Annotated in this window: 20 protein-coding genes; 17 read left to right on the forward strand and 3 right to left on the reverse strand. The window is 67.0% G+C overall.

The features are described 5' to 3' along the window. Nucleotides 1-2: 2 nt before the first annotated feature. The 12 genes from U0034_RS13305 to U0034_RS13360 all read left to right on the forward strand — a co-directional run bounded on the left by U0034_RS13305 (nucleotide 3) and on the right by U0034_RS13360 (nucleotide 12,257). Nucleotides 3-734, forward strand: a complete 732-nt coding sequence (locus U0034_RS13305; protein ID WP_085228055.1) for a hypothetical protein — start codon at nucleotides 3-5, stop codon at nucleotides 732-734. 145 nt (nucleotides 735-879) lie between these two features. Further along, nucleotides 880-1,281, forward strand: a complete 402-nt coding sequence (locus U0034_RS13310) for a SycD/LcrH family type III secretion system chaperone (protein WP_233212072.1) — start codon at nucleotides 880-882, stop codon at nucleotides 1,279-1,281. A gap of 4 nt (nucleotides 1,282-1,285) precedes the next feature. Further along, nucleotides 1,286-2,701 (forward strand): type III secretion system translocon subunit SctE, encoded by a 1,416-nt coding sequence (gene sctE, locus U0034_RS13315; protein WP_085228057.1) that lies wholly within the window; start codon nucleotides 1,286-1,288, stop codon nucleotides 2,699-2,701. A gap of 36 nt (nucleotides 2,702-2,737) precedes the next feature. Beyond that, nucleotides 2,738-3,328, forward strand: coding sequence for a type III secretion system translocon protein SseD (gene sseD, locus U0034_RS13320; protein WP_085228058.1), 591 nt, complete (start codon nucleotides 2,738-2,740; stop codon nucleotides 3,326-3,328). Nucleotides 3,329-3,339: 11 nt separating this feature from the next. After that, nucleotides 3,340-3,771, forward strand: coding sequence for a type III secretion system effector protein SseE (sseE, locus tag U0034_RS13325; RefSeq protein WP_085228059.1), 432 nt, complete (start codon nucleotides 3,340-3,342; stop codon nucleotides 3,769-3,771). Between the two features lie 224 nt (nucleotides 3,772-3,995). Next, nucleotides 3,996-5,189, forward strand: a complete 1,194-nt coding sequence (locus tag U0034_RS13330; protein WP_085228060.1) for a phosphoglycerate kinase — start codon at nucleotides 3,996-3,998, stop codon at nucleotides 5,187-5,189. Between the two features lie 249 nt (nucleotides 5,190-5,438). Then, on the forward strand, nucleotides 5,439-6,875 hold the full coding sequence (pyk, locus tag U0034_RS13335) for a pyruvate kinase (RefSeq protein WP_085228061.1): 1,437 nt from the start codon (nucleotides 5,439-5,441) through the stop codon (nucleotides 6,873-6,875). A 227-nt stretch (nucleotides 6,876-7,102) separates the two neighbouring features. After that, complete coding sequence (fba, locus tag U0034_RS13340; protein ID WP_085228062.1) at nucleotides 7,103-8,167, forward strand: class II fructose-bisphosphate aldolase; 1,065 nt, start codon at nucleotides 7,103-7,105, stop codon at nucleotides 8,165-8,167. 299 nt (nucleotides 8,168-8,466) lie between these two features. Continuing rightward, nucleotides 8,467-9,357 carry a phosphoribosylaminoimidazolesuccinocarboxamide synthase gene (locus U0034_RS13345; protein ID WP_085228063.1) on the forward strand — a complete coding sequence of 297 codons (891 nt, stop codon included), beginning with the start codon at nucleotides 8,467-8,469 and terminating at the stop codon, nucleotides 9,355-9,357. 63 nt (nucleotides 9,358-9,420) lie between these two features. Beyond that, nucleotides 9,421-9,942 carry a 5-(carboxyamino)imidazole ribonucleotide mutase gene (gene purE, locus U0034_RS13350; protein WP_085228064.1) on the forward strand — a complete coding sequence of 174 codons (522 nt, stop codon included), beginning with the start codon at nucleotides 9,421-9,423 and terminating at the stop codon, nucleotides 9,940-9,942. A gap of 38 nt (nucleotides 9,943-9,980) precedes the next feature. Beyond that, entirely contained in the window at nucleotides 9,981-11,201 is a 1,221-nt protein-coding gene (locus U0034_RS13355; RefSeq protein WP_085228065.1) for a 5-(carboxyamino)imidazole ribonucleotide synthase, read from the forward strand. Between the two features lie 15 nt (nucleotides 11,202-11,216). Then, nucleotides 11,217-12,257 carry an L-threonylcarbamoyladenylate synthase gene (locus tag U0034_RS13360; protein ID WP_085228066.1) on the forward strand — a complete coding sequence of 347 codons (1,041 nt, stop codon included), beginning with the start codon at nucleotides 11,217-11,219 and terminating at the stop codon, nucleotides 12,255-12,257. Nucleotides 12,258-12,358: 101 nt separating this feature from the next. Here the strand turns inward: U0034_RS13360 and U0034_RS13365 are convergent, their stop codons facing one another. The 3 genes from U0034_RS13365 to dacB all read right to left on the reverse strand — a co-directional run bounded on the left by U0034_RS13365 (nucleotide 12,359) and on the right by dacB (nucleotide 16,418). Beyond that, nucleotides 12,359-13,501, reverse strand: a complete 1,143-nt coding sequence (locus U0034_RS13365; RefSeq protein ID WP_085228067.1) for an SGNH/GDSL hydrolase family protein — start codon at nucleotides 13,499-13,501, stop codon at nucleotides 12,359-12,361. Between the two features lie 63 nt (nucleotides 13,502-13,564). Then, nucleotides 13,565-14,515, reverse strand: a complete 951-nt coding sequence (locus tag U0034_RS13370) for a sterol desaturase family protein (RefSeq protein WP_085228134.1) — start codon at nucleotides 14,513-14,515, stop codon at nucleotides 13,565-13,567. A 304-nt stretch (nucleotides 14,516-14,819) separates the two neighbouring features. Continuing rightward, nucleotides 14,820-16,418 carry a D-alanyl-D-alanine carboxypeptidase/D-alanyl-D-alanine endopeptidase gene (gene dacB, locus U0034_RS13375; RefSeq protein WP_085228068.1) on the reverse strand — a complete coding sequence of 533 codons (1,599 nt, stop codon included), beginning with the start codon at nucleotides 16,416-16,418 and terminating at the stop codon, nucleotides 14,820-14,822. Nucleotides 16,419-16,632: 214 nt separating this feature from the next. Between dacB and U0034_RS13380 the strand changes: the two genes are divergently transcribed. The 5 genes from U0034_RS13380 (at nucleotide 16,633) to U0034_RS13400 (ending at nucleotide 21,393) form a co-directional block, all read left to right on the forward strand. Beyond that, nucleotides 16,633-17,295, forward strand: a complete 663-nt coding sequence (locus U0034_RS13380) for a response regulator (RefSeq protein WP_085228069.1) — start codon at nucleotides 16,633-16,635, stop codon at nucleotides 17,293-17,295. A gap of 29 nt (nucleotides 17,296-17,324) precedes the next feature. After that, nucleotides 17,325-18,623 (forward strand): ATP-binding protein, encoded by a 1,299-nt coding sequence (locus U0034_RS13385; protein ID WP_085228135.1) that lies wholly within the window; start codon nucleotides 17,325-17,327, stop codon nucleotides 18,621-18,623. A gap of 107 nt (nucleotides 18,624-18,730) precedes the next feature. After that, complete coding sequence (locus U0034_RS13390; RefSeq protein WP_085228070.1) at nucleotides 18,731-20,215, forward strand: DegQ family serine endoprotease; 1,485 nt, start codon at nucleotides 18,731-18,733, stop codon at nucleotides 20,213-20,215. 183 nt (nucleotides 20,216-20,398) lie between these two features. Then, a complete protein-coding gene (locus tag U0034_RS13395) occupies nucleotides 20,399-20,893 on the forward strand; it encodes a hypothetical protein (protein WP_085228071.1) in 495 nt (164 codons plus the stop codon). A 137-nt stretch (nucleotides 20,894-21,030) separates the two neighbouring features. Then, a complete protein-coding gene (locus U0034_RS13400; RefSeq protein ID WP_085228072.1) occupies nucleotides 21,031-21,393 on the forward strand; it encodes a DUF427 domain-containing protein in 363 nt (120 codons plus the stop codon). Nucleotides 21,394-21,398 lie beyond the last annotated feature (5 nt).

Here is a 21,398-nt window from a genome sequence, read left to right on the forward strand (position 1 = left end):
AAATGGCAAATGCAGTTTCTATTTCGGGAGCCGCCCGAAGCGTATTTAACGATGCGCGCCTCGACGGGATCGCAGCAAAGGCGATGCAAAAGGCGGTCGAGAACAAAGAGCAGGTCCAGAAGAACGTTGAAACGATGCCCGACGGCTTCGTCCGTCTGATCCGGTTTGCCGATAACGGGCGCAGCGAGAAGCAGGCGAAGCAGATGATCGACACGGCGGGCCTGTGGACTTTCTCGAACACCGACGATTCCACTTCGTTTCGCAACAACGATTCGCCGATGGGGCGCGGCATCCTGACGATGCAGGAAATGATGGCGCTGCTCAACTACGTGGCGAATGCCGTCATGGACGACATCGACAAGGAGCAAAACGTCGCCCGCCACGCACAGGATGAGTCGAACAACGTCGCGGCCAAGATTGCGACGATCACCGACGCCACCGGTACCGCAACGCTCCCGCAGGACGTCATCGACTACCTGAAAGCCAACGGCATCCAGATCGACGGGGTCGACGTCAACAGCCTGACGACGGGCACGGAGCTGAAGAAGGACGTGCTGCAGACGATCAAGAACGCGATCGACGACCGCCAGACGCAGGCATCGAACTTCGTGCAGACGGCTCAGCTGAAGATCCAGCAGGTCATGCAGTCGTACAACATCGCCACGCAGATGGTGAACAGCCTCTTGTCGATGGCTGCGGAAATGAACAAGCAGATCGCCTCGTCGATCCGCTAAGCCGCGAGCGCGCGACGGGCGTCCTGCACGACCCTGCCCGTCGCGCCCATTCAAAGAGGGCACGAAGATGATCACGCCGAACTCCGACGCCGCTGGCGATATCGAGGTCCTCCGGCAATTTTTTTCACGCGGAGGTTCCGTGTGGATGTTGACGGACATCGACAAAAAGGATCTCGACACGCTGTACGCATACGCCACGCAGCATTTCGATGCCGGGCAGTGGCAGGAAGCGCACAACGTCTACTCGATCCTCGTGCGCGTCGACCACTGGTGCTTCGACTACTGGTTCGCACTCGGCCTCACCTGCCAGCGTATGGGCTCGCACGACGAAGCGGTGTTCTGCTTCGCGCGCGCCGGAACCATCCGTTTGGACGACCCCCGCCCGCCTTACTTCACCGGTATCAGCTGTCTTGCCCTCGATAGAGGCGAGGCCGCGAGCAAGGCATTCAACGCGGCGCTCAGATGGTGCGGCTGCGATCCGTGCTACGACGAACTCCGGGCGAGCGCGACCGATCAGCTTGCACGTTGCCCGTTACAGGAGAACTGAAACGATGTCGACGATATCGACTTTGCGGTTCATCGATCTGGCTTTTCCCGAGCCGTCGGTGCAGCCGAACGATCACGAAGGAAAGCGCGCGCGCGAAGCGCGCGGGTTGCTCGCCCTGCCCGAAGCGGTCAGCGCCGAGCGCAAGCACGGGAATCCCAGGCGCGACTGGGCCAGGCCGGCAGCCTCGGCCGCGGCAGTGTCGGCGCGCGCCGCCGCCGAGGCGATCGAGCGGGTATTCGGGCAGATCGGCAAGCCGGGCCCTCGCAACGGCGTATCGGTGCTGCGAGGCGTGGAGAAGGAGCCGATGCAATCGCTGATGCTCGCGGTGACGCTCATGTCGGTCGAGGCGCTGGGCAGCCTCGCCAATGCGACGGGCAAGGCCCTGAACATCATGGCGCAGGGCCAGCGGGCCGTCGAGCAGCACGAAGTGCAGGAGATCCGCGACCAGATCGACAAGGCCATCGAGCAGCAGAAGAAGGCCAAGAAGGCCGGCATTTTCAGCGCGATCTGCGACTGGGTGGTCTCGGCGGTGGAGGTGGTGTCGGGCGCGGCGCGCGTCGTGACGGGCGCGCTGACCGGCGACGCGATGATGGTCGCGGGCGGGGCCATGGACCTCGCCGCGGGCACGGCGGGGCTGGTCAAGGCTGCGTGCGAGACGATCGCGCTCATCGATACGAAGGATGCCGCCAAGTTCAAGGCCATTGCCGAGACGGCGGGGAAGATTCAGCTGGCCTGCGAGATCGTGGGGGCCATCGTCGACATTACGAGCGCAGCGCAGAACATGCTCGTCACCAAGGTCATTCCGAAAGCGGCGGAGAAAGTGCTGGAAGAGGGCGCCGGGCGAGTCGTGGCAACCGCCGTGAAGGACGGCTCGAAGGAAGCGCTCGAGGCGGCGGCGAAGCAGCTTGGCAAGGAGGTCGTCAAGTCCGTCTCGGAGGAGGCGCTGGACGTGCTCGGCAAGGACGTCGTCGAAAAGATCATTCAGGACGCCGTGAAGACCGCCGCCAAGAACGCGCTCGAGCGCGGCGGAGATATCGTGGCGGAGAAGCTTGCGAAGGACATCGTCAAGCAGATTCGCCGCAGCCTCATCAAGGCGATCGTGAAAGCGGCAGTCGTCACCACCGTCAACGTGACGCGCGGCGCGCTGAGCGGTGCGAACGAAGTTTTCTCGGGCGTCATTCAGATCGAGCGGGCCAGGCTGCAAAAGCAGATCGATCAACTGATCCTCGACCAGGAAATGCTCCAGGCGCTCTTCGACGATTTCGATCGGGCGAAGAAGGACACCGAGGAAAAGATGAAGGACTTGATCCATGCGCAGGGACGCGCGCTCGCGGGCGGGTCGGCCGAAATGCGGGCAACCGCGACCGTCGCGATCCGAGGGGCCGCGTCGATGGCCGGCATTGCCGCAGCCACCGTTTGAGCATTCGATTCGAGCAACAGAAACAAGGAGCAGGAAATGGCACAGATTCAACCCACAACCACGGGCCATGCCGCGTATGTCGCCCCCTCCGCGCAGTCGCGCAACGACGTTTCCGGCGGTGACGACTTTTGCGATGGCGCGCTGCAGTCGATCGACGATCTGATCGTCCTCGTCCAGAAATTCAACCTCGAAATGCGCGAGCTCGACCGCAAGGCGGCCGGCGCGATGCAGGAAGCCGACTTCAAGACCACCGTCGCGTCGTTCGAAGAACGAAAGGCGGCGATCGAGAAGAAGTTCAACGCGTCGGTGGCCCGAGCCGTCGGCTCCATTACGGCCGGCACGTTGGGCATGGTCGGTTCGGTGTCCGGCAACGAGATGGCGATGGGGCTGGCCGAGGGCGGGGGCAAGCTCGACGAAGGATTGCTCGGCTGGGCTGCCGCGGGCGAGGAGCGCGACGCCGAAGAGATGCAGATGAACGGCGAACTCAAGCAGGAATTCGCCAAGCAGTTCGGTAAGGCGGCCGACGACGCGAACGACAAGGCGCGTGACGCGTTGCGCCAGCTCGTGCAGGCGGTGGAGGATCTCGTCGCGCTGAAGGGACGTATCCAGGAGGCGGTGCGGCTTTGACGGAGCAGCCGATGACGACCGACAAGCTTGATGCGGTAACACGCTTTCTCCAGAGCCAGGGCTTCGAGCCGGCTGTCGCCTGCTTCGAGTCGAGCGATTTCGTCATCGGCTGGCGCATTCGCACACCCGAGTTCGAGCTCGTCTATCGGGTCGAGGCGGATCAACTGATCGTGTGCGATTACCAGCCGGCGGCGGGCGGACAGGCGAATGGAGCTGTCATGGCGTTCATCCGCTTCATTCACCGCATCGAACGGCATGTGCCGCAACTGGCCTCTGTGCGCGGCATGTTCATCGAGATGCTGTCCGACCCGGTGCTGACCGAGGCGCGCAAGCGGCTCGCGCGCGTGCTCGAGGCTCAGGGGGCGGATTGGCGGGAGATCGAGGGGGAGGCCTGGCTCGTCTACCCGATGCCCGTTCGCAAGCGGCGGGAAGCAGTGGGCTGAAGCAGTGGCCTGAAGCGGGCTGCCGGGCAGCGCCGGCGCCCTTGCCGGCACGGGCTCGAGCGGGGGATGTGTCGATGCGCCGCCGGCCCGGTTCGGGCAAACGGCGGCGATCGGCTAAAATGCTGATCTGCTGCCGTGTGACGCGCGCCGGTTCTCCGGTGCGCGTCCCTTATTGGAACGCCCGGCAATGCCCGCCCGCAACCAACCCGCAAGCGAACATTCCCATGAGCCAAGTATTGCGTCTCTCCGATCTGATCGCGAAAGGCTTGCTGTCCGGCAAGCGTGTTTTCATCCGCGCGGATCTCAATGTCCCGCAGGACGACCAGGGCAACATCACCGAAGACACCCGCATCCGCGCCTCCGTGCCGGCGATCCAGGCGGCGCTTGGCGCCGGCGCGGCCGTCATGGTCACGTCGCACCTGGGGCGGCCGACCGAGGGCGAGTTCAAGCCTGAGGATTCGCTCGCCCCGGTTGCGAAGCGCCTGAGCGAATTGCTCGGCCGCGAAGTGCCGCTTGTCGCGAATTGGGTCGACAACGGCGTCAACGTCGCGCCGGGCCAGCTGGTGCTGCTCGAGAACTGCCGCGTGAACAAGGGCGAGAAGAAGAATTCCGACGAACTGGCGCAAAAGATGGCCAGGCTTTGCGACGTCTACGTGAACGACGCGTTCGGCACGGCTCACCGGGCCGAGGCCACCACGCACGGCATTGCCAAGTACGCGCCCGTGGCCTGCGCGGGCCCGCTGCTCGCGGCCGAGCTCGATGCGCTCGGCAAGGCGCTCGGCAATCCGAAGCGCCCGCTCGTCGCCATCGTCGCCGGCTCCAAGGTTTCGACGAAGCTCACGATCCTCAAATCGCTCGCCGAGAAGGTCGATCAGTTGATCGTCGGCGGCGGCATTGCCAACACGTTCATGCTGGCCGCGGGGCTGCCGATCGGCAAGTCGCTCGCCGAGGCCGATCTCGTCGAGGAAGCCCGCGCGATCATCGAGGCGGCGCGCGCGCGCGGCGCCTCGGTGCCGATTCCGGCAGACGTGGTGACGGCGAAGGAGTTTTCGCCCACGGCCGCCGCCACGACGAAGCCGGTCGCGGACATCGAGGCCGACGACATGATCCTCGACATCGGCCCGCAAACCGCGCAGGCGCTCGCCTCGCAGCTCGCCAATGCGGGCACGATCGTCTGGAACGGCCCCGTGGGCGTGTTCGAGTTCGACCAGTTCGGCGGCGGCACGAAGACCCTCGCCGAGGCGATCGCGCATTCGTCGGCGTTTTCGATCGCGGGCGGCGGCGACACACTGGCCGCCATCGCGAAGTACGGCATTCACGACAAGGTGAGCTACATTTCGACAGGCGGCGGCGCGTTCCTCGAATTCCTCGAGGGCAAGAAGCTGCCGGCGGTGGAAGTGCTCGAGTCGCGGGCATAACGCGTGGCCGGGCGCATATCGCTGGCCTGCGCCCGGCGAGCGAACCGCAGGCTGCGCGCGGCGCGCGCATCCGCCCCTGGCCCGGTAACCTCGGGCGCGCGGGGCAGCCGGTTGGCTGTCCCCGATTTTCATAAAGCGACGCTGGCACGATCCGGCGCGCACTCTGTGCAAGCGCCTCGATGGCGCCCACACCGACGCATTAAAACTCGCAGCGCGTCCACCAGCGATCCAACTGAGACGAGGAGTTACATGCATCGCGCCACCAAGATTGTTGCCACCATCGGTCCGGCCTCGAGTTCGCCGGAAGTCCTGCTGCAGATGATGCAAGCGGGGCTCGACGTGGTGCGCCTCAACTTTTCTCACGGCACGGCCGATGACCACCGCCAGCGCGCCGAACACGTGCGCGAGGCCGCCCGCAAGACGGGTCGCGAGGTCGCCATCATGGCCGACCTGCAGGGGCCGAAGATCCGCGTCGGCAAGTTCGAAAACGGCAAGGTCATGCTCGCGCCGGGCGACTCGTTCATCCTCGATGCCAACTGCGAACTGGGCAACGAGGAGCGCGTCGGGCTCGACTACAGGGATCTGCCGCGCGACCTCAAATCCGGCGACGTGCTGCTGCTCAACGACGGACTCATCGTGCTGACGGTCTCCCGTGTCGTGGGCGAGGAGATCCACACCGTCGTCAAAGTGGGCGGCGAGCTCTCGAACAACAAGGGCATCAATCGCCAGGGCGGCGGACTCACCGCGCCGGCGCTGACGGCGAAGGACATGGAGGACATCCGTACGGCCATGGCGATCGGCGTCGAGTACATCGCCGTGTCGTTCCCCAAGAACGCGACCGACATGGAAATGGCGCGCCAGCTCGCGAACATTGCCGGCATGCCGTATGGCGTCAAGCCGAAGATGATCGCGAAGATCGAGCGGGCCGAGGCGATCCCGGCGCTGCAGGGCATTCTCGACGCCTCCGACGGCATCATGGTCGCCCGCGGCGATCTGGCCGTGGAAGTGGGCAACGCGGCCGTGCCCGCGCTGCAAAAGCGCATGATCCGCATGGCGCGCGATTCCAACAAGCTCGTGATCACGGCCACGCAGATGATGGAGTCGATGATCCACGCACCCGTGCCTACGCGTGCCGAAGTGTCCGACGTGGCGAACGCCGTGCTGGACGGCACCGATGCCGTCATGCTCTCGGCCGAGACGGCCGCCGGCAAGTACCCGGTCCAGACGATCGAGGCCATGGCGGCGATCTGCGTCGAAGCCGAGAAATCGGAGCATGTCGAGCTCGATCGCGATTTTCTCGATCGAACCTTTACGCGCATCGACCAGTCGATTGCGATGGGCGCGCTTTTCACGGCCTACCACCTCGGCGCGAAGGCGATCGTGGCGCTGACCGAATCGGGCGCGACGGCACTTTGGATGTCGCGCCACTGGACGCACGTGCCGATCTTCGCGCTGACCTCGCGCGTGGCGAGCGAGCGCGGGATGGCGCTCTTTCGCAACGTGACGCCGCTCGCGATCGAGCCGAACAGCGACCGGGACCAGGCGCTCAAGCAGGCGGTCGAAGTGGTGGTGGCCAAGGGTTTCGCCGCGCGCGGCGACATGGTCGTGCTGACGGTCGGCGAGCCGATGGGGCAGGCGGGTGGCACCAACACGCTGAAGATCGTGCGCGTGGGCGATAACGTCTGAGGGAAGCGCCGCGCGGCCCAAAGGGCGGCCGATGGCCTGGCCGCCCGCGAGCCGGCGCGGCCGCCGGCGCCCGCCAGCGCCCGACGCGGGGGGGGGCGGGAGCGGTTGCCGTGCGGCCCAAAATCGCGGAGCGGGGTCCGCTTCGCGATAAAATCGAGCCTATTCGCACAAAACGCACAAGAAGTGCCGCTTCGAGCACCAGGTTTCCATCTCAAGGAGTATTCAGCATGCCTCTCGTATCAATGCGTCAACTGCTGGACCACGCGGCCGAGCACGGCTACGGCCTGCCCGCATTCAACGTGAACAACCTCGAGCAGGTGCAGGCGATCATGGCGGCGGCGGACGAGGTCGGCGCACCGGTCATCATGCAGGCGTCGGCCGGCGCACGCAAGTACGCGGGCGAAGCGTTCCTGCGGCATCTGATCGAAGCGGCGGTCGAATCGTACCCGCACATCCCGGTCGTGATGCATCAGGATCACGGGCAGTCCCCGGCCGTGTGCATGGCGGCGATCCGCAGCGGCTTCACGAGCGTGATGATGGACGGCTCGCTGCAGGCGGACGGCAAGACGGTGGCTTCGTACGAGTACAACGTGGACGTATCGCGCAAGGTCGTGGAGATGGCGCATTCGATCGGCGTGACGGTCGAGGCCGAGCTCGGCGTGCTCGGCTCGCTCGAGACGATGAAGGGCGACAAGGAAGACGGCCACGGCGCGGAAGGCACGATGACGCGCGAGCAACTCCTGACCGACGTCGAGCAGGCCGCCGATTTCGTGCGCGCGACGCAGTGCGACGCGCTCGCGATTGCGATCGGCACTTCGCACGGCGCGTATAAGTTCACGAAGAAGCCGACCGGCGACATCCTCGCCATCGAGCGTATCAAGGAGATCCACGCGCGCATTCCGAACACGCACCTCGTGATGCATGGTTCGTCCTCGGTGCCGCAGGAACTGCTGGCGGAGATCCGCGAGTTCGGCGGCGACATGAAGGAAACGTACGGCGTGCCCGTGGAGGAAATCCAGGAGGGCATCAAGCACGGCGTGCGCAAGATCAACATCGACACCGATCTGCGGCTTGCGATCACGGGCGCGATCCGCCGCTACTTCGCCGAGAACCCGAGCAAGTTCGATCCGCGCGACTATTTGAAGCCCGCACGCGAGGCGGCGAAGAAGGTCTGTGTCGACCGCTATCGCGCGTTCGGCTGCGAGGGGCAGGCGGGGAAGATCAAGCCGATGCCGCTCGACAAGATGGCCGAGAAGTACAAGTCCGGCGAGCTGACGCAGGTCGTGCGCTAAGCGCGCGCCGCGCAGGCTGTGCCGGAAGGTGCCGCCGGTGCCGGCTGCCGTTGCCCCGCTGGGCGGCGGCAGGCCGGCCCGATGGCCGATGCAGTGCTTCGCCGTTCCCCGCCGCAGCGATGGGAACGGCGTTTGTGTTTTGTCATGCAGAATGCAGCATGCCGTACCCGGTCTTGCCGGCGCGGCGCGGCGCGGGAAGTTTCCCCGGCGCCCGAGCGCTGAACCCGAGCCGGGGGCGATGCCCGACGGGGCAGCAGTTGGTGCTTTTACCGGTTTTCACTTACTGACGATCTACGACGATGTCTACCCTTTACGAATCTTCGCTCCGTTCGCTGCCTCTCCTTGGCCGCGGCAAGGTCCGCGACAACTACGCGGTCGGTTCGGACCAGCTTCTGATCGTCACGACCGATCGCCTCTCGGCGTTCGACGTGATCATGGGCGAGCCGATTCCCGACAAGGGCCGCGTGCTCAACCAGATGTCGAACTTCTGGTTCGAGCGGCTGAAGCACATCGTGCCGAACCATTTGACCGGCGTCGAGCCGGAGACGGTGGTGGCACCCGACGAGATCGAGCAGGTGAAGGGCCGGGCCGTGGTGGTGAAGCGCCTGGAGCCCGTGCTGATCGAAGCCGTCGTGCGCGGCTATCTGGCCGGCAGCGGCTGGAAGGACTATCAGGCGACGGGTGCGGTATGCGGCGTGAAGCTGCCGGCGGGCCTCGCCAATGCGCAGAAGCTGCCCGAGCCGATCTTCACGCCGGCTGCCAAGGCCGAGCTCGGCCAGCACGACGAGAACATCACGTTCGAGGAGACCGAGCGCCGCATCGGCACCGAGCTCGCGGCGACGATCCGCGACATCTCGATCAAGCTTTACCAGGAAGCGTCCGAATACGCCGCCACGCGCGGCATCATCATTGCCGATACGAAGTTCGAATTCGGGCTCGACAACAAGGGCCGGCTCTTCCTCATGGACGAGGCGCTGACCGCTGATTCGTCGCGTTTCTGGCCTGCCGACCAATACCAGGTGGGCAGCAACCCGCCGTCGTTCGACAAGCAGTTCGTGCGCGACTGGCTCGAGACGCAGCCGTGGAACAAGACTGCGCCCGCGCCGGCGCTGCCGGCCGAGGTCGTGGCCAGGACGAGCGACAAGTACCGTGAGGCGCTCGAGCGCCTCACCGGGCAGACGCTGGCATGAGGGATCGGCCGGCGCGCCGGCGAGCGGCGCACCGGCATTGAAGACGCGAAGGAAGACCGCACTATGAGCGAAGCAGTTCAGTCCGCCCATACGCACAGCGCGCCGCTCGTGGGCGTGGTGATGGGATCGAGTTCCGATTGGGACGTGATGAAGCAGGCCGTGGCGATCCTGCAGGAGTTCGGCGTGCCCTACGAGGCACGCGTGGTTTCGGCGCACCGCATGCCCGACGAGATGTTCGCTTATGCCGAGGCGGCGCGCGCGCGCGGGCTGCGCGCGATCATCGCCGGTGCGGGCGGCGCGGCGCACCTGCCCGGCATGCTGGCCGCGAAGACGACGGTGCCGGTGCTCGGCGTGCCGGTGGCGAGCAAGTACCTGAAGGGCGTCGATTCGCTGCATTCGATCGTGCAGATGCCGAAAGGCGTGCCGGTGGCGACGTTCGCGATCGGCGAGGCCGGCGCGGCCAATGCAGCGCTCTTTGCCGTCTCGCTCCTGGCGGGCACCGACGACACCTACGCGGCGCGCCTCGCGGTGTTCCGCACGCGCCAGAACGAGGCGGCCCACGCGATGGTGCTGCCCGCGCTGTGATCGCGCACCGATCGCGAGCGAAACGAAACCCCACTGAGATGAGTCCAGACAATCCCCCCGTTTCTCCGATACTGCCGGGCGCATGGCTCGGCATGATTGGCGGCGGCCAGCTCGGCCGCATGTTCTGCTTCGCGGCCCAGGCCATGGGCTACCGCGTGGCCGTACTCGACCCCGATCCGTCGAGCCCGGCTGGCAGCGTGGCCGACCGCCACCTGCGCGCCGCGTACACGGACGAAGCCGCGCTCACGGAGCTCGCGCGGCTTTGTGCGGCCGTATCGACCGAGTTCGAAAACGTGCCGGCCGCGAGCCTCGATTTTCTCGCGCGCACCACGTTCGTGAGCCCCGCCGGCCGCTGTGTCGCGATCGCGCAGGACCGTATCGCGGAGAAGCGCTTTATCGAGCGCTGCGGCGTGCCCGTCGCGCCGCATCTCGCGATCGAATCCAGCGAGGCGCTCGCGGCACTGACCGACGACGATCTGGCGGCTGTGCTGCCGGGCATCCTGAAAACGGCGCGGCTCGGCTACGACGGCAAGGGCCAGGTGCGCGTGGCGAGCCCCGATGCGGTGCGCGATGCGCACAACGGCCTCGGCGGCGTACCCTGCGTGCTCGAAAAGCGCCTGCCGCTGAAGTTCGAGGTGTCCGCCCTGATCGCGCGCGGCTGCAACGGCGCGACCGCCGTTTATCCGCTGGCGCAGAATACGCACCGTCAGGGCGTACTCTCGCTCACGGTCGTACCCGCGCCCGACGCCGGGCCGACACTCGTCGGGCAGGCGCAGCAGGCGGCGATCCGCATTGCCGATGCACTCGGCTACGTGGGCGTGCTCTGCGTGGAGTTTTTCGTGCTCGAAGACGGCTCGCTCGTGGCCAACGAGATGGCCCCGCGCCCGCACAATTCGGGACACTACACCGTCGATGCCTGTGCCGCGAGCCAGTTCGAGCAGCAGGTGCGCGCGATGACGGGCATGCCGCTCGGCGATACGCGCCAGCATTCCCCGGCCGTCATGCTCAATATTCTCGGCGACGTCTGGTTCTCCAGCGGTGGACCATCCGGCACGCCCGGGGCGCAGGCGAGCGCCCCCGTCACGCCGCCCTGGCAGGAAGTGGCGGCCATGCCGACGGCGCGGCTGCATCTGTACGGCAAAGAGGATGCACGGCCGGGCCGCAAGATGGGCCATATCAACTTCACCGCGGCGACGCTCGACGAGGCACGCACGGCCGCACGCGATTGCGCGCGTCTTTTGCACATTTCCCTGGCCTAGCCGGACGCACGATCGATGTCGTTCTCACACGAGACCCCCGCCGGCGTTGCCGTTAGCGCAGCGCAGATCGAAGAGGCTGCCGCGCTGCTCGACGCGGGCGAACTCGTCGCGTTTCCGACGGAAACGGTCTATGGGCTTGGCGGCGACGCCGAGAATCCGCAGGCCGTCGCGCGCATCTATGCGGCGAAGGGGCGACCGGCCAATCATCCGGTCATCGTTCACCTTGGCCCGCAGGGCGATCCGCAGTACTGGGTCGAGCATCTGCCGCCCGATGCGCGCAAGCTCATCGACGCTTTCTGGCCGGGGCCACTCACGCTGATTCTCAAGCGCGCCGCGCATATTCCGGCGGCCGTGAGCGGCGGGCAGGATTCCGTGGGCTTGCGCGCGCCATCGCACCCGGTGGCGCAGGCGCTGCTCGATGCCTTCTCGGCGCGCCGCGGCGGGCATGGCGGCGTGGCGGCGCCGTCGGCCAACCGCTTCGGCCATGTGAGCCCGACCACGGCTCAGCACGTGCGCGACGAGTTCGGCAACACGGTGCACGTGCTCGACGGCGGGGCCTGCGAGGTGGGAATCGAATCGACGATTCTCGATCTTTCGCGCGGCTTTCCGGCGCTGCTGAGGCCGGGCCGCGTGACGCCGCGCGAAATTGCCGACGTCCTCGGCATGGCCCCGCGCCTGCCCGATGGCGGCGATGCGACGGCACCGCGCGCCTCGGGCACGCTCAAAGCGCATTACGCGCCGCGCACGCCGCTTGCGCTCGCACCGTTCGAGACCCTGGAGCCCCTGCTGGCCGCGGCGCGCAGTGCCGGCGCCGAGGTCGCGCTCGTCGCCCGCGTCTCGCGCGCCGGCGCCTGGGCCGATGCGCCCGGCGTGCGCTTCGTGGCTGCGCCCGAAGATCCGCACGTCTATGCGCGCGAGCTCTACGGCATGCTGCGCGCGCTGGACCGTGCCGACGTCTCGCGCATTCTGGTGGAGAAGCTGCCCGACACGCCCGAGTGGATCGCGGTCAACGATCGGCTGGGCCGCGCGGCCGCGGCGTTCGAAGCCAGTCACTGAGCAGCGCACGGAGTCGCAAAAAGCGCAAACCGCCTGGACGTTGCCGGCCAGGCGGTTTGTTTTTTGGGGCGCCGGGCTTTCCGGGCGCCGGGCATCCGGCCTTAGTGGCCGATGCCTGCCGCCGCGACCTTTTGCTCGACCTGCTGAGCGAACAGCGCGTGCAAGTGCGTGGTGGGGTGGATCGAGTCGGCGAACATGTAGCTCTGATCCGCGCCTGCGACGGTGTAGACGTCGCGTGAGCAAAAGAGCGACGACGCCAGCGACGCACCGAATTGCGCGGGCGTTTCGCCGGCCGGCACGGCGCTCGGATTGGCCGTGGCATAGGCGGTGGCCCTCGTCTGCATCAGCGTCAGGTTGCAGCCGGTGCCCGTGTTCGAGACCGAAAAGCCGTTCGCCGCATAGTTCGTCACGACGTTATCGATGAACGTGAACGAATCGACGAAGATGACCTTGCTCATCAACCCGCCTGCGTTCAGTGCGGCGGACAGCGCCGTATTGAAGGCGCCGCTGAGCGTGGTGAGCAGCGTGCCGCCGTCCGACGACGCAAGCCCGGCCGGCGTCTTGCCGATGTCGGGCACGTTGACGACGACGACTTTCGTCGCGCCGTTGCTCAATACCGTCCCGACGACACCGGCGAGCGCTGTGGCGGCAGTCACCACATTGGCCGCCTGCTGCGAGGCGGTGCTCGGATTCGCCGCGATGGTCTGCGCGGCGAGTATCACGTCGTTGGCTCCCCCTTGCACCAGAACCAGTTGTCCGCTGTTGAAGCTGCCGTATTGCGTCAGGTAGTTCTGCACCTGCGTGGCGACGGGCACGGTCGTGAGCGTCGGATAGCTGCTGCCGGGCTGGAGCGCCACGCGTGCGCCGCCTTGCGCGTAGCCGAGGCCACCCTTCGCGGTCGTGGTCGTGCCGAAGCCGCCGGTGACGGCCGGCGTCAGGTTATCACCGTAATAGGTTGCGACAACCTGTGTCCAGACGTCGCCAGGATTCGTCGTGAAGCGGCCGCCGCCGAAGTTGGGCAGCACGTAGTCCGAGTAGGTGCCCACGTCCGAAAGGCTGTCGCCGAACGAAACGACTTTCAGCGAGACACCGCCGGCCGGCGTCGAGCTCGACGATGAACCGCCGTCTCCGCCGCCGCCGCAGGCGGCGAGCAGCGCGAAGGCGGCGCTGGCCAGCAGACCCTGCGCGGCGCGCAGCAGGGGGGTCGGGCGTTGTGGTTTGTTATGTCCTTCCATCGACTTCATCTCCTCGTTAGATGCGGCCAAGCCGTAGTGTGTGGTTTTCTGAAGCAAGGTATGCGCCGCGCCTCACGCGCGCGGTGGCACGGATTTGCGCGCCTTTGAGGTACCGGCTGCCGGGGAGCCGCTACCCTGCGGAGGCCCGCTGGCCCGACCGGAGCCGGCCTGACGGGCATGGAACGCGACCGCCCATTCGGGCGGCGCGAAAAGCGCGCGGAACTTGTCGGCAACGCTGCCCGCGCGGGCGAGATCGGCGAACATCGACGCCCATTCGTGAAACGTCGCGCGCAGCGGGTTGTGCGTGGAGAACCGCTCGACGATGCCGTACTGCGGCGGATCGGCCGGATCTTCGGCAACGTAGCTGCCGAAAAGCCGGTCCCACACCACGAGCACGCCCGCGTAGTTGCGATCGAGATAACGCGGGTTGCGCGCGTGATGGCAGCGGTGTGTCGACGGCGTATTGAGCAGGTATTCGAGCCAGCCGAGCCGGCCGATCGCCTGGGTGTGCACAAAGAACTGGAAGGCGAGATTGACGAGCACGATCGCGACGATCTGCTGCGGCGGAAAGCCGAGCACGGCGAGGGGCGTCCAGAAGAGCCACATGCCCGCGATGGGATACATGAGGCTCTGACGGAAGGCGGTGGAGAGGTTGAGCCGCTCCGAGGAGTGGTGGACGACGTGCGCGGCCCATAGCCAGCGCACGCGGTGGCTCATGCGGTGAAAGACGTAGTAGAGCAGATCCTGCGCGAGGAAGAGCACGACGAACGACACCCAGCCCGGGTGCCAGTCGAACAGCCGCCAATGCTCGAACACATAGGCATAGACCGGTACGACCGCCAGCCACGCGAGCTTGTCCGCGCCCTGGTGCATGAGAGCGAGCGCCGCATTGCAAAGCGTGTCGCGCCAGTCGTAGAGCCGGGCGCCCGGCCGCCGGCGCGCGAGGTGCCGCGCCTCCCAGCCGATGCAAGCGAGAAAGACGGGCGCCATGGCAATGAGGAGCAATTCGGCGTCGAATTGCATGGACGTCTTCCTCCAGATCTTTTCCTTGGTTTTGTTGCAGCGTGTGCTGCTGTCCCCTTTATCGACGCGGCAAGAGGCAGGCGAAGCGCCGAGGCGCCCGCGCCGGCCGGCGTACGGTGGACGTACGTCATGGCGGCAGCGTCGATGCCCGACAGCGTACACGCTCGCCCTCGCCGCGGGCGAGGCTTTGTCGTAGAAGGAATATTCGATCGATTCACCGCGGCCTGCCCCGGCAGGGCGGCCGGGGAGGCAAGCGCCATGCCGCGCGCCGTCTTGCACGCTCATGCGCCCTCGCGAGGGGCCATCAGCGCATGCCGCGGTAGACCCATTCGAGCAGTGCGTCATGAGCCGCGCGCGCGGCTGCGGCGTGTTCGTCGTTGATGAGGCTTACGACGACGTAGCTTTCCCCGTTCGCGGCCGCGACATAACCTGCGATCGCCCGCACGTCGCGCAGCGTGCCCGTCTTGATGTGGGCGCTGCCGAGCACGGGCTCGTTGCGCAGGCGGTTGCGCATCGTGCCGTCGACGCCTGCCACGGGCAGCGATTCGACGAAGGACTGGGCCACAGGGCTTGCGTTCGCGGCCTGCAGCAGCTCCGCAAGGCCGAGCGCGCTTACGTGCTCGTCGCGCGAAAGCCCCGAACCGTTGGCGAGCGTCAGCGAAGGCATCGACAGCCCTTGCCCGTGCAGAAAGCGCTCGATCGACTCGGCCGACTTCTCGGGCGTGGCCGGCGGCTTTTGCGCGACGGCGCCGATCGTAAGGAACAGGTTGCGGGCCATCACGTTGTTGCTGAACTTGTTGATGTCGCGGACGATGTCCGAGAGTACGGGCCCGTGATGCGTGGCGACGAGCCGGGCACCGAGCGGCACGGCGCCTTCGTGGGTCGTGCCCTTGAACGTTCCGCCCTGCTGCCGCCAGAGCGCCAGGAAGCCGCCCGCGAAGAACGCGGTGTGGTCGAGCACGGCGAGATTGACCGTGCGGGGGCCGCAGCGCAGCGGGTAGTCGCCCGAGAAAAGCGCGTCGACGGTGCCGTCGGGCTGAGGTGTGACGCTCGGCGTCAGGGCGTCGGTGGAGACGCAGGCGCCGGGCGTTGCCCGAAGCGCATTGTCGATCTTGAGCTGGGCAAGCGGCGGCAGCACGTCCACGGCCACCGCGCCGCCGCCCGATGGCGTCAGCGTGAACGAAAGCGATTTGAACGCGTAGAGCAGCGGGTCGGGGCCGACGTTATAGGGCGCGTTCGTGTCGTCGTCGAACGGCGGCAGATCGCGCGTGGACGGCGCGAAAAAGCGCTTGTCGAGCACGAGCGCGCCGTCGATCCCCCTGATGCCGGCCTTGCGGATCTTGTCGACGAGTTCGACGAGCTCTTCGGGGACGAGCTTCGGATCGCCTGTGCCCTGGATGTAAAGATCGCCGTGCAGCACGCCATCGGGATCGACCGTACCGTCCGCATAGGCGCGCGTGCGCCAGCGATAGTCGGGGCCGAGCATCGAAAGCCCGGCGTAGGTCGTGACGAGCTTCATCGTCGATGCGGGCAGCATCGCCTTCGTGGCATTGAGCGCGACGAGCGGCGTGGCGTTGCCGATGCGTTCGATGACGACGCTCACCGAGGCCAGCGGCACGTGCGCGCGCTCGAGCGCGCGCGCGACGGAGCCGGGCAGCTCGGTCGACACGTTGACGCGGGGCGCACGCTTGAGCTTTCTGGCGTCGGCGGGGGCCGCCGCCGCGAGCGCGACGGCGACGCCGAGCGCCGTGGCCGCGCGCGCGAACGCGCCGTGCGCGCGGCCACGGCGCGGCGCGGAAATCGGTTGCCGCGAGACCGCGGCGGTCGCGGTAGTCGCTACCCGCCGGCTCGGCGGGTAGCAAAGGAGCGAGGAGAGGCGAGCGAAGAGCGAAACGGGCGTCATGAAAGCACGGAAGAATCGGGATGAAGCCGCCGCCGGCCGGCGCGTACGGCGTATGACAGAATCGGAGCGGGAGCGCCGGCGACCCCGATCGTTGCCCCTGCGGCAGACATGCGGAGCAGGTGGCATTGTAGAGCCCCGCGCGTTCCGAAAGGGCGCCGCCGAGCAAGCCCGCTACAATGCGTTCCATTACTCACAACGGGTGGCACGGCGAGCGATGCGGATACTGCTGGTCGAAGACGACAGGATGATTGCCGATGGCGTGCGTAAGGCCCTGCGCGGCGAGGGGTTCGCCGTCGACTGGGTGCAGGATGGCGAGGCGGCGCTCATGGCGGCGGGCGGCGAGCCCTATGACCTCGTGCTGCTCGATCTCGGGCTGCCGAAGCGCGACGGGCTCGACGTGCTGCGTGCGATGCGCGCGCGCGGGCTGACGATACCGGTGCTGATCGTCACCGCGCGCGACGCTGTGGCCGAGCGCGTGAAGGGCCTCGACGCTGGTGCCGACGATTACCTGGTCAAGCCGTTCGACCTCGACGAGCTCGGCGCGCGCATGCGCGCGCTGATTCGCCGCCAGGCCGGCCGCAGCGAATCGCTGATCCGGCACGGCTCGCTGACGCTCGACCCCGCCGCGCACCAGGTCATGCTCGACGGGGAACCCGTCGCGCTCTCCGCGCGCGAATTCGCCCTCCTCGAGGCCCTGATCGTCCGGCCCGGCGCAGTGCTCTCGAAAAGTCAGCTCGAGGAGAAGATGTACGGCTGGGGCGAGGAAATCGGCAGCAACACCGTCGAAGTCTATATCCACGCGCTGCGCAAGAAGCTCGGCGCCGAACTCATCCGCAACGTGCGCGGGCTTGGCTACATGATCGTCAAAGACGCATGAGCGCGGTGTTTTCTTCCGGTATGTTCCTCATGCGTTCGATTCGCCATCAATTGCTGTTCTGGTTGCTTGCAATCGTCGTCGCGGGCGTGGGCGCGGCCGGCTGGCTCATCTATCGTCAGGCGCTTGCCGAGGCAAACGAGCTTTTCGACTATCAGTTGCAGGAGATCGCGGCGGCATTGCCGTCCGAACCGTTCTCGCAGATCCTCGGCGCGCACAAGGAGGCGGACGAAGGCATCGTCATCCAGATCTGGAGCCGCACGGGCGCGCTGATGTACTACTCGCATCCGCGCGCGCCGCTCGCGCCGCGCGCGGAGCTCGGGTTCTCGACCGAGCGCACCGAGCGCGGCGACTGGCGCGTCTACGGTGCGATCGTCGGCGACAACGTCGTGCAGCTTGCACAGCCAGTCTCGGTGCGCAACCGGCTTGCGGCGAACGTCGCGTTGCGCACGCTCTGGCCGCTCATCGTGCTTCTGCCGCTGCTCGGCTTCGCGGTGTGGGCCATCGTCGGGCGCGGGCTCGCTCCGCTGGCCCGAGTTGCACGCGCGCTCGACACGCGGCGCCCGGACGCGCTCGAGGCGCTGCCCGACCGCAGGTTGCCGCTCGAGGTGCAGCCGCTCGTGCGCGCGCTCAATGGCCTGCTCGCACGGCTCACGGAGTCGCTCGACACGCAGCGCGCGTTCGTTGCCGATGCCGCGCACGAGCTGCGCACGCCGCTCGCGGCCGTGCAGATCCAGTCGCAGCTCGTCGCGCGCGCGCAAGACGACGCTTCCCGCCGCGAGGCGCTTGCGGACTTGCAAGCGGGTGTCACGCGCGCGACGCGCCTCGCCGAGCAACTGCTCGCGCTCGCGCGTGCCGAGCCGGGGGCGGGCGCCGTCAAGGAGCCCGTCGATCTGCGCCTGCTGCTGGCCGAATGCGTGGCCGCGCATGCGCCGCTCGCGGGGCTCGGCGGCGTGGATCTCGGCTTCGAGCAGGCCGAGCCGGCGACGGTCGCCGCCGATGCCGACGCGCTGCGCGTGATGTTCGGCAATCTGCTCGACAACGCCATCAAGTACACGCCGGGTGGCGGGCGGGTAGACGTGTCCCTCGCCGCCGACGAAAACGGCCGTCCCGTGGTGCGCATCGCCGATAGCGGCCCCGGGATACCGGCTGAGGAGCGCGGGCGCGTGTTCGACCGTTTCTATCGTGACGCATCGGCGCGCGCGCGCACCGACGTGTCGGGCAGCGGTCTCGGCCTTGCGATCGTCAAGCGTGTCGCCCGCCAGCATGGCGCGGCGGTGGAGCTCGGCGAGGCGCCGCTCGGCGGCCTGCTCGTGACCGTGCGTTTCTGAGCGGGGGCGGCCGTTGTTGCGCGGCCCGCAAGAAACGGTCGCAATCGTTAAGTCTCCTTTAAGACGGCGAAATTATTCTGCGTTCGTCAAGCAAGGAGGCCCACACGATGAACACCAAGGCTTTGTCTCGCGGGGCGGTCGCGATCGCGGTCGCCGTCGCATTGTCCGCAGGCTATGTGGCCGGCACGCGCCACGCCGATCCTCAGATCATTGCATCGGCGCAGGCGGCGCCGATGATGCCGGCCGAGGCGGCGGCCAAGACGGGCATTCCCGATTTCTCGGGGCTCGTCGAAACGTACGGTCCGGCGGTCGTCAACATCAGCGCGAAGCATGTCGTGAAGCGCCAGACGCGGCGCTCGACACAGCAGTTGCCGATCGATCCGAGCGATCCGTTCTACCAGTTCTTCAAGCGCTTTTACGGCCAGTTCCCCGGCTTCGGCGACGACACGCCACAGCAGGACGACGTGCCGAGCGCTAGCCTCGGCTCGGGCTTCATCATCAGCAGCGACGGCTACATCCTGACGAACGCGCATGTCGTGGACGGCGCCAATGTCGTGACGGTCAAGCTCACCGACAAGCGCGAATTCCGCGCCAAGGTCGTGGGTACCGACAAGCAGTCGGACGTCGCCGTGCTGAAGATCGACGCATCGAACCTGCCGATCGTCAAGATCGGCGATCCGAAGCAAAGCAAGGTCGGCCAGTGGGTGGTCGCGATCGGTTCGCCGTACGGTTTCGAGAACACGGTGACCTCGGGCATCATCAGCGCGAAGGGGCGTTCGCTGCCTGAAGAGAACTACACCCCGTTCATCCAGACCGATGTACCGGTGAACCCGGGCAACTCGGGTGGCCCGCTCTTCAACCTGCAAGGTCAGGTGATCGGCATCAACTCGATGATCTACTCGCAAACGGGCGGCTTCCAGGGCCTGTCGTTTGCGATTCCGATCGACGAGGCGATGCGCGTGAAAGACGAGCTCGTAAAGACGGGGCATGTGAGCCGCGGCCGGCTCGGCGTGGCCGTGCAGGGCGTCAATCAGACGCTCGCGAACTCGTTCGGTCTGCAAAAGCCGATGGGCGCGCTCGTGAGTTCGGTCGATCCGGGCGGGCCGGCCGCGAAGGCCGGGCTGCAGGCCGGTGACGTAATTCTGGCCGTGAACGGCGTGGCAGTCGACGATTCGACGGATCTGCCCGCGCAGATCGCGGCCATGAAGCCGGGGACGAAGGCCACGCTCGACATCTGGCGCGACAAGTCGAAAAGGCAGCTCGCGGTGACGCTCGGCTCGCTCTCGGACACGAAGGTGGCCGACAACGGGACCAAGAGCATCGAGCCGACGCGCCTCGGCGTCAGCGTGCGAGCCTTGACGCCGCAGGAAAAGAGCAGCGCCTCGCTCTCGCACGGTCTGCTCGTGCAGCAGTCGTCGGGGCCCGCCGCCAGCGCCGGCATTCAGCCCGGCGACGTGATTCTCGCCGTGAACGGCAACCCGGTGACATCGCCGGCGCAACTGAGCCAGATCATTTCGAAGGCGGGTTCCAGCGTCGCGCTGCTGATTCAACGCGACAACGCCCAGATCTTCGTGCCGGTCGATCTGGGTTGATCGGACGCCCGCATGCCTTCGCGCCGCGGGCGCGGGCATGCGGGCATGCGGGTTGCTGCCCCAAACCCGAGGAAGCATTCCGAAAACGGCGGGCAATGCCGGCAGGGTGGCCGGGCGGTTCGGGTCCGGCACCGGGCCGTACGCCGGCGCGAGTCCCGCGGCAAGCAAAAAAGGAGCGATGCCATGAAAACGCAGATCAGCACACCGATGGGGGTGGCCGCGGCAGCCGCGGCGATCCTGCTGGCATGTGCCGGCGGCGCGTTTGCGCAAAGTTCGGACGCCACCGTCGGCGGCTCGACCACCGACATGACGAGCGCGGGCAACACCAACGGCGGCGGGCTGCCGCAAATCCAGCACCAGGGCTCGATCGACTACGTATCGGGCGGCGTGGGGCTCGACGAATCGACCGCGCTCAAGCAAGCCGCGCGCACCTGGCCCCTCGCGCTGCGTTTCACGGGCCCGACGGCCGATTACCTCGCCGACGTCCACGTGCGCATCGTGGGCGCCCAGAATGCCGAAGTCTTCGCCGCCGATTCGCGCGGCCCCTATATGCTCGTGAAGTTGCCGCCGGGACGTTATACCGTGCATGCGCGCTACAAGGACCAGGAGCAGACGCGCGCGGTCAACGTCGGCAACCGCGGCGGTGCCCACGCGGATTTTCACTGGAACACGCAGTAGCGTGCATCCGGCCCGCGCAAGCGAGCGGGCTTTGTCTGATAATGGAAGCCACGGGCGCCCCCGTGGCTTTTTTGCATCGCCGCAACTCGAACAAGGGGCAGCCGCCAGGAACGTCGCCAGGGGAAAGGGGAATTGCCATGACGAACGATGCTTCCCACCGCGTCGAGATCGAGCCGAATCGGCATCGCCTGCGTGTCATTCACCGGGGGATCACGATCGCGGATACGTCCCGGGGCTATACGCTCAGGGAGACGGGGCTGCCCGACGTCTTCTACTTCCCGCGCGAGGACGTGAACATGACTCGCTTCGAGCCGTCGGATCACCGGACTCACTGCCCGTATAAGGGCGATGCCTCGCATTACCACTTGCGCAACGAGGAGGACGGTATCGTCGAGAACGCCGCCTGGAGCTACGAGGCGCCTTTCGATGCCGCGTCGCGCGTGAAGGGCTACCTCGCCTTTTACCCGTCGCGCGTCGACCGTATCGATCAGACCTCCTGAGTATC

The organism is Trinickia caryophylli, from assembly GCF_034424545.1.
Lineage (GTDB): Bacteria > Pseudomonadota > Gammaproteobacteria > Burkholderiales > Burkholderiaceae > Trinickia > Trinickia caryophylli.

What these genes read in the sequence shown, in the direction of transcription:
- U0034_RS13305 (WP_085228055.1), top strand. Translation starts at nt 3, where the DNA reads ATGGCAAATGCAGTTTCTATTTCGGGAGCCGCCCGAAGCGTATTTAAC.
- U0034_RS13310 (WP_233212072.1), top strand. Translation starts at nt 880, where the DNA reads ATGTTGACGGACATCGACAAAAAGGATCTCGACACGCTGTACGCATAC.
- sctE (WP_085228057.1), top strand. Translation starts at nt 1,286, where the DNA reads ATGTCGACGATATCGACTTTGCGGTTCATCGATCTGGCTTTTCCCGAG.
- sseD (WP_085228058.1), top strand. Translation starts at nt 2,738, where the DNA reads ATGGCACAGATTCAACCCACAACCACGGGCCATGCCGCGTATGTCGCC.
- sseE (WP_085228059.1), top strand. Translation starts at nt 3,340, where the DNA reads ATGACGACCGACAAGCTTGATGCGGTAACACGCTTTCTCCAGAGCCAG.
- U0034_RS13330 (WP_085228060.1), top strand. Translation starts at nt 3,996, where the DNA reads ATGAGCCAAGTATTGCGTCTCTCCGATCTGATCGCGAAAGGCTTGCTG.
- pyk (WP_085228061.1), top strand. Translation starts at nt 5,439, where the DNA reads ATGCATCGCGCCACCAAGATTGTTGCCACCATCGGTCCGGCCTCGAGT.
- fba (WP_085228062.1), top strand. Translation starts at nt 7,103, where the DNA reads ATGCCTCTCGTATCAATGCGTCAACTGCTGGACCACGCGGCCGAGCAC.
- U0034_RS13345 (WP_085228063.1), top strand. Translation starts at nt 8,467, where the DNA reads ATGTCTACCCTTTACGAATCTTCGCTCCGTTCGCTGCCTCTCCTTGGC.
- purE (WP_085228064.1), top strand. Translation starts at nt 9,421, where the DNA reads ATGAGCGAAGCAGTTCAGTCCGCCCATACGCACAGCGCGCCGCTCGTG.
- U0034_RS13355 (WP_085228065.1), top strand. Translation starts at nt 9,981, where the DNA reads ATGAGTCCAGACAATCCCCCCGTTTCTCCGATACTGCCGGGCGCATGG.
- U0034_RS13360 (WP_085228066.1), top strand. Translation starts at nt 11,217, where the DNA reads ATGTCGTTCTCACACGAGACCCCCGCCGGCGTTGCCGTTAGCGCAGCG.
- U0034_RS13365 (WP_085228067.1), bottom strand. Translation starts at nt 13,501, where the DNA reads ATGAAGTCGATGGAAGGACATAACAAACCACAACGCCCGACCCCCCTG.
- U0034_RS13370 (WP_085228134.1), bottom strand. Translation starts at nt 14,515, where the DNA reads ATGCAATTCGACGCCGAATTGCTCCTCATTGCCATGGCGCCCGTCTTT.
- dacB (WP_085228068.1), bottom strand. Translation starts at nt 16,418, where the DNA reads ATGACGCCCGTTTCGCTCTTCGCTCGCCTCTCCTCGCTCCTTTGCTAC.
- U0034_RS13380 (WP_085228069.1), top strand. Translation starts at nt 16,633, where the DNA reads ATGCGGATACTGCTGGTCGAAGACGACAGGATGATTGCCGATGGCGTG.
- U0034_RS13385 (WP_085228135.1), top strand. Translation starts at nt 17,325, where the DNA reads ATGCGTTCGATTCGCCATCAATTGCTGTTCTGGTTGCTTGCAATCGTC.
- U0034_RS13390 (WP_085228070.1), top strand. Translation starts at nt 18,731, where the DNA reads ATGAACACCAAGGCTTTGTCTCGCGGGGCGGTCGCGATCGCGGTCGCC.
- U0034_RS13395 (WP_085228071.1), top strand. Translation starts at nt 20,399, where the DNA reads ATGAAAACGCAGATCAGCACACCGATGGGGGTGGCCGCGGCAGCCGCG.
- U0034_RS13400 (WP_085228072.1), top strand. Translation starts at nt 21,031, where the DNA reads ATGACGAACGATGCTTCCCACCGCGTCGAGATCGAGCCGAATCGGCAT.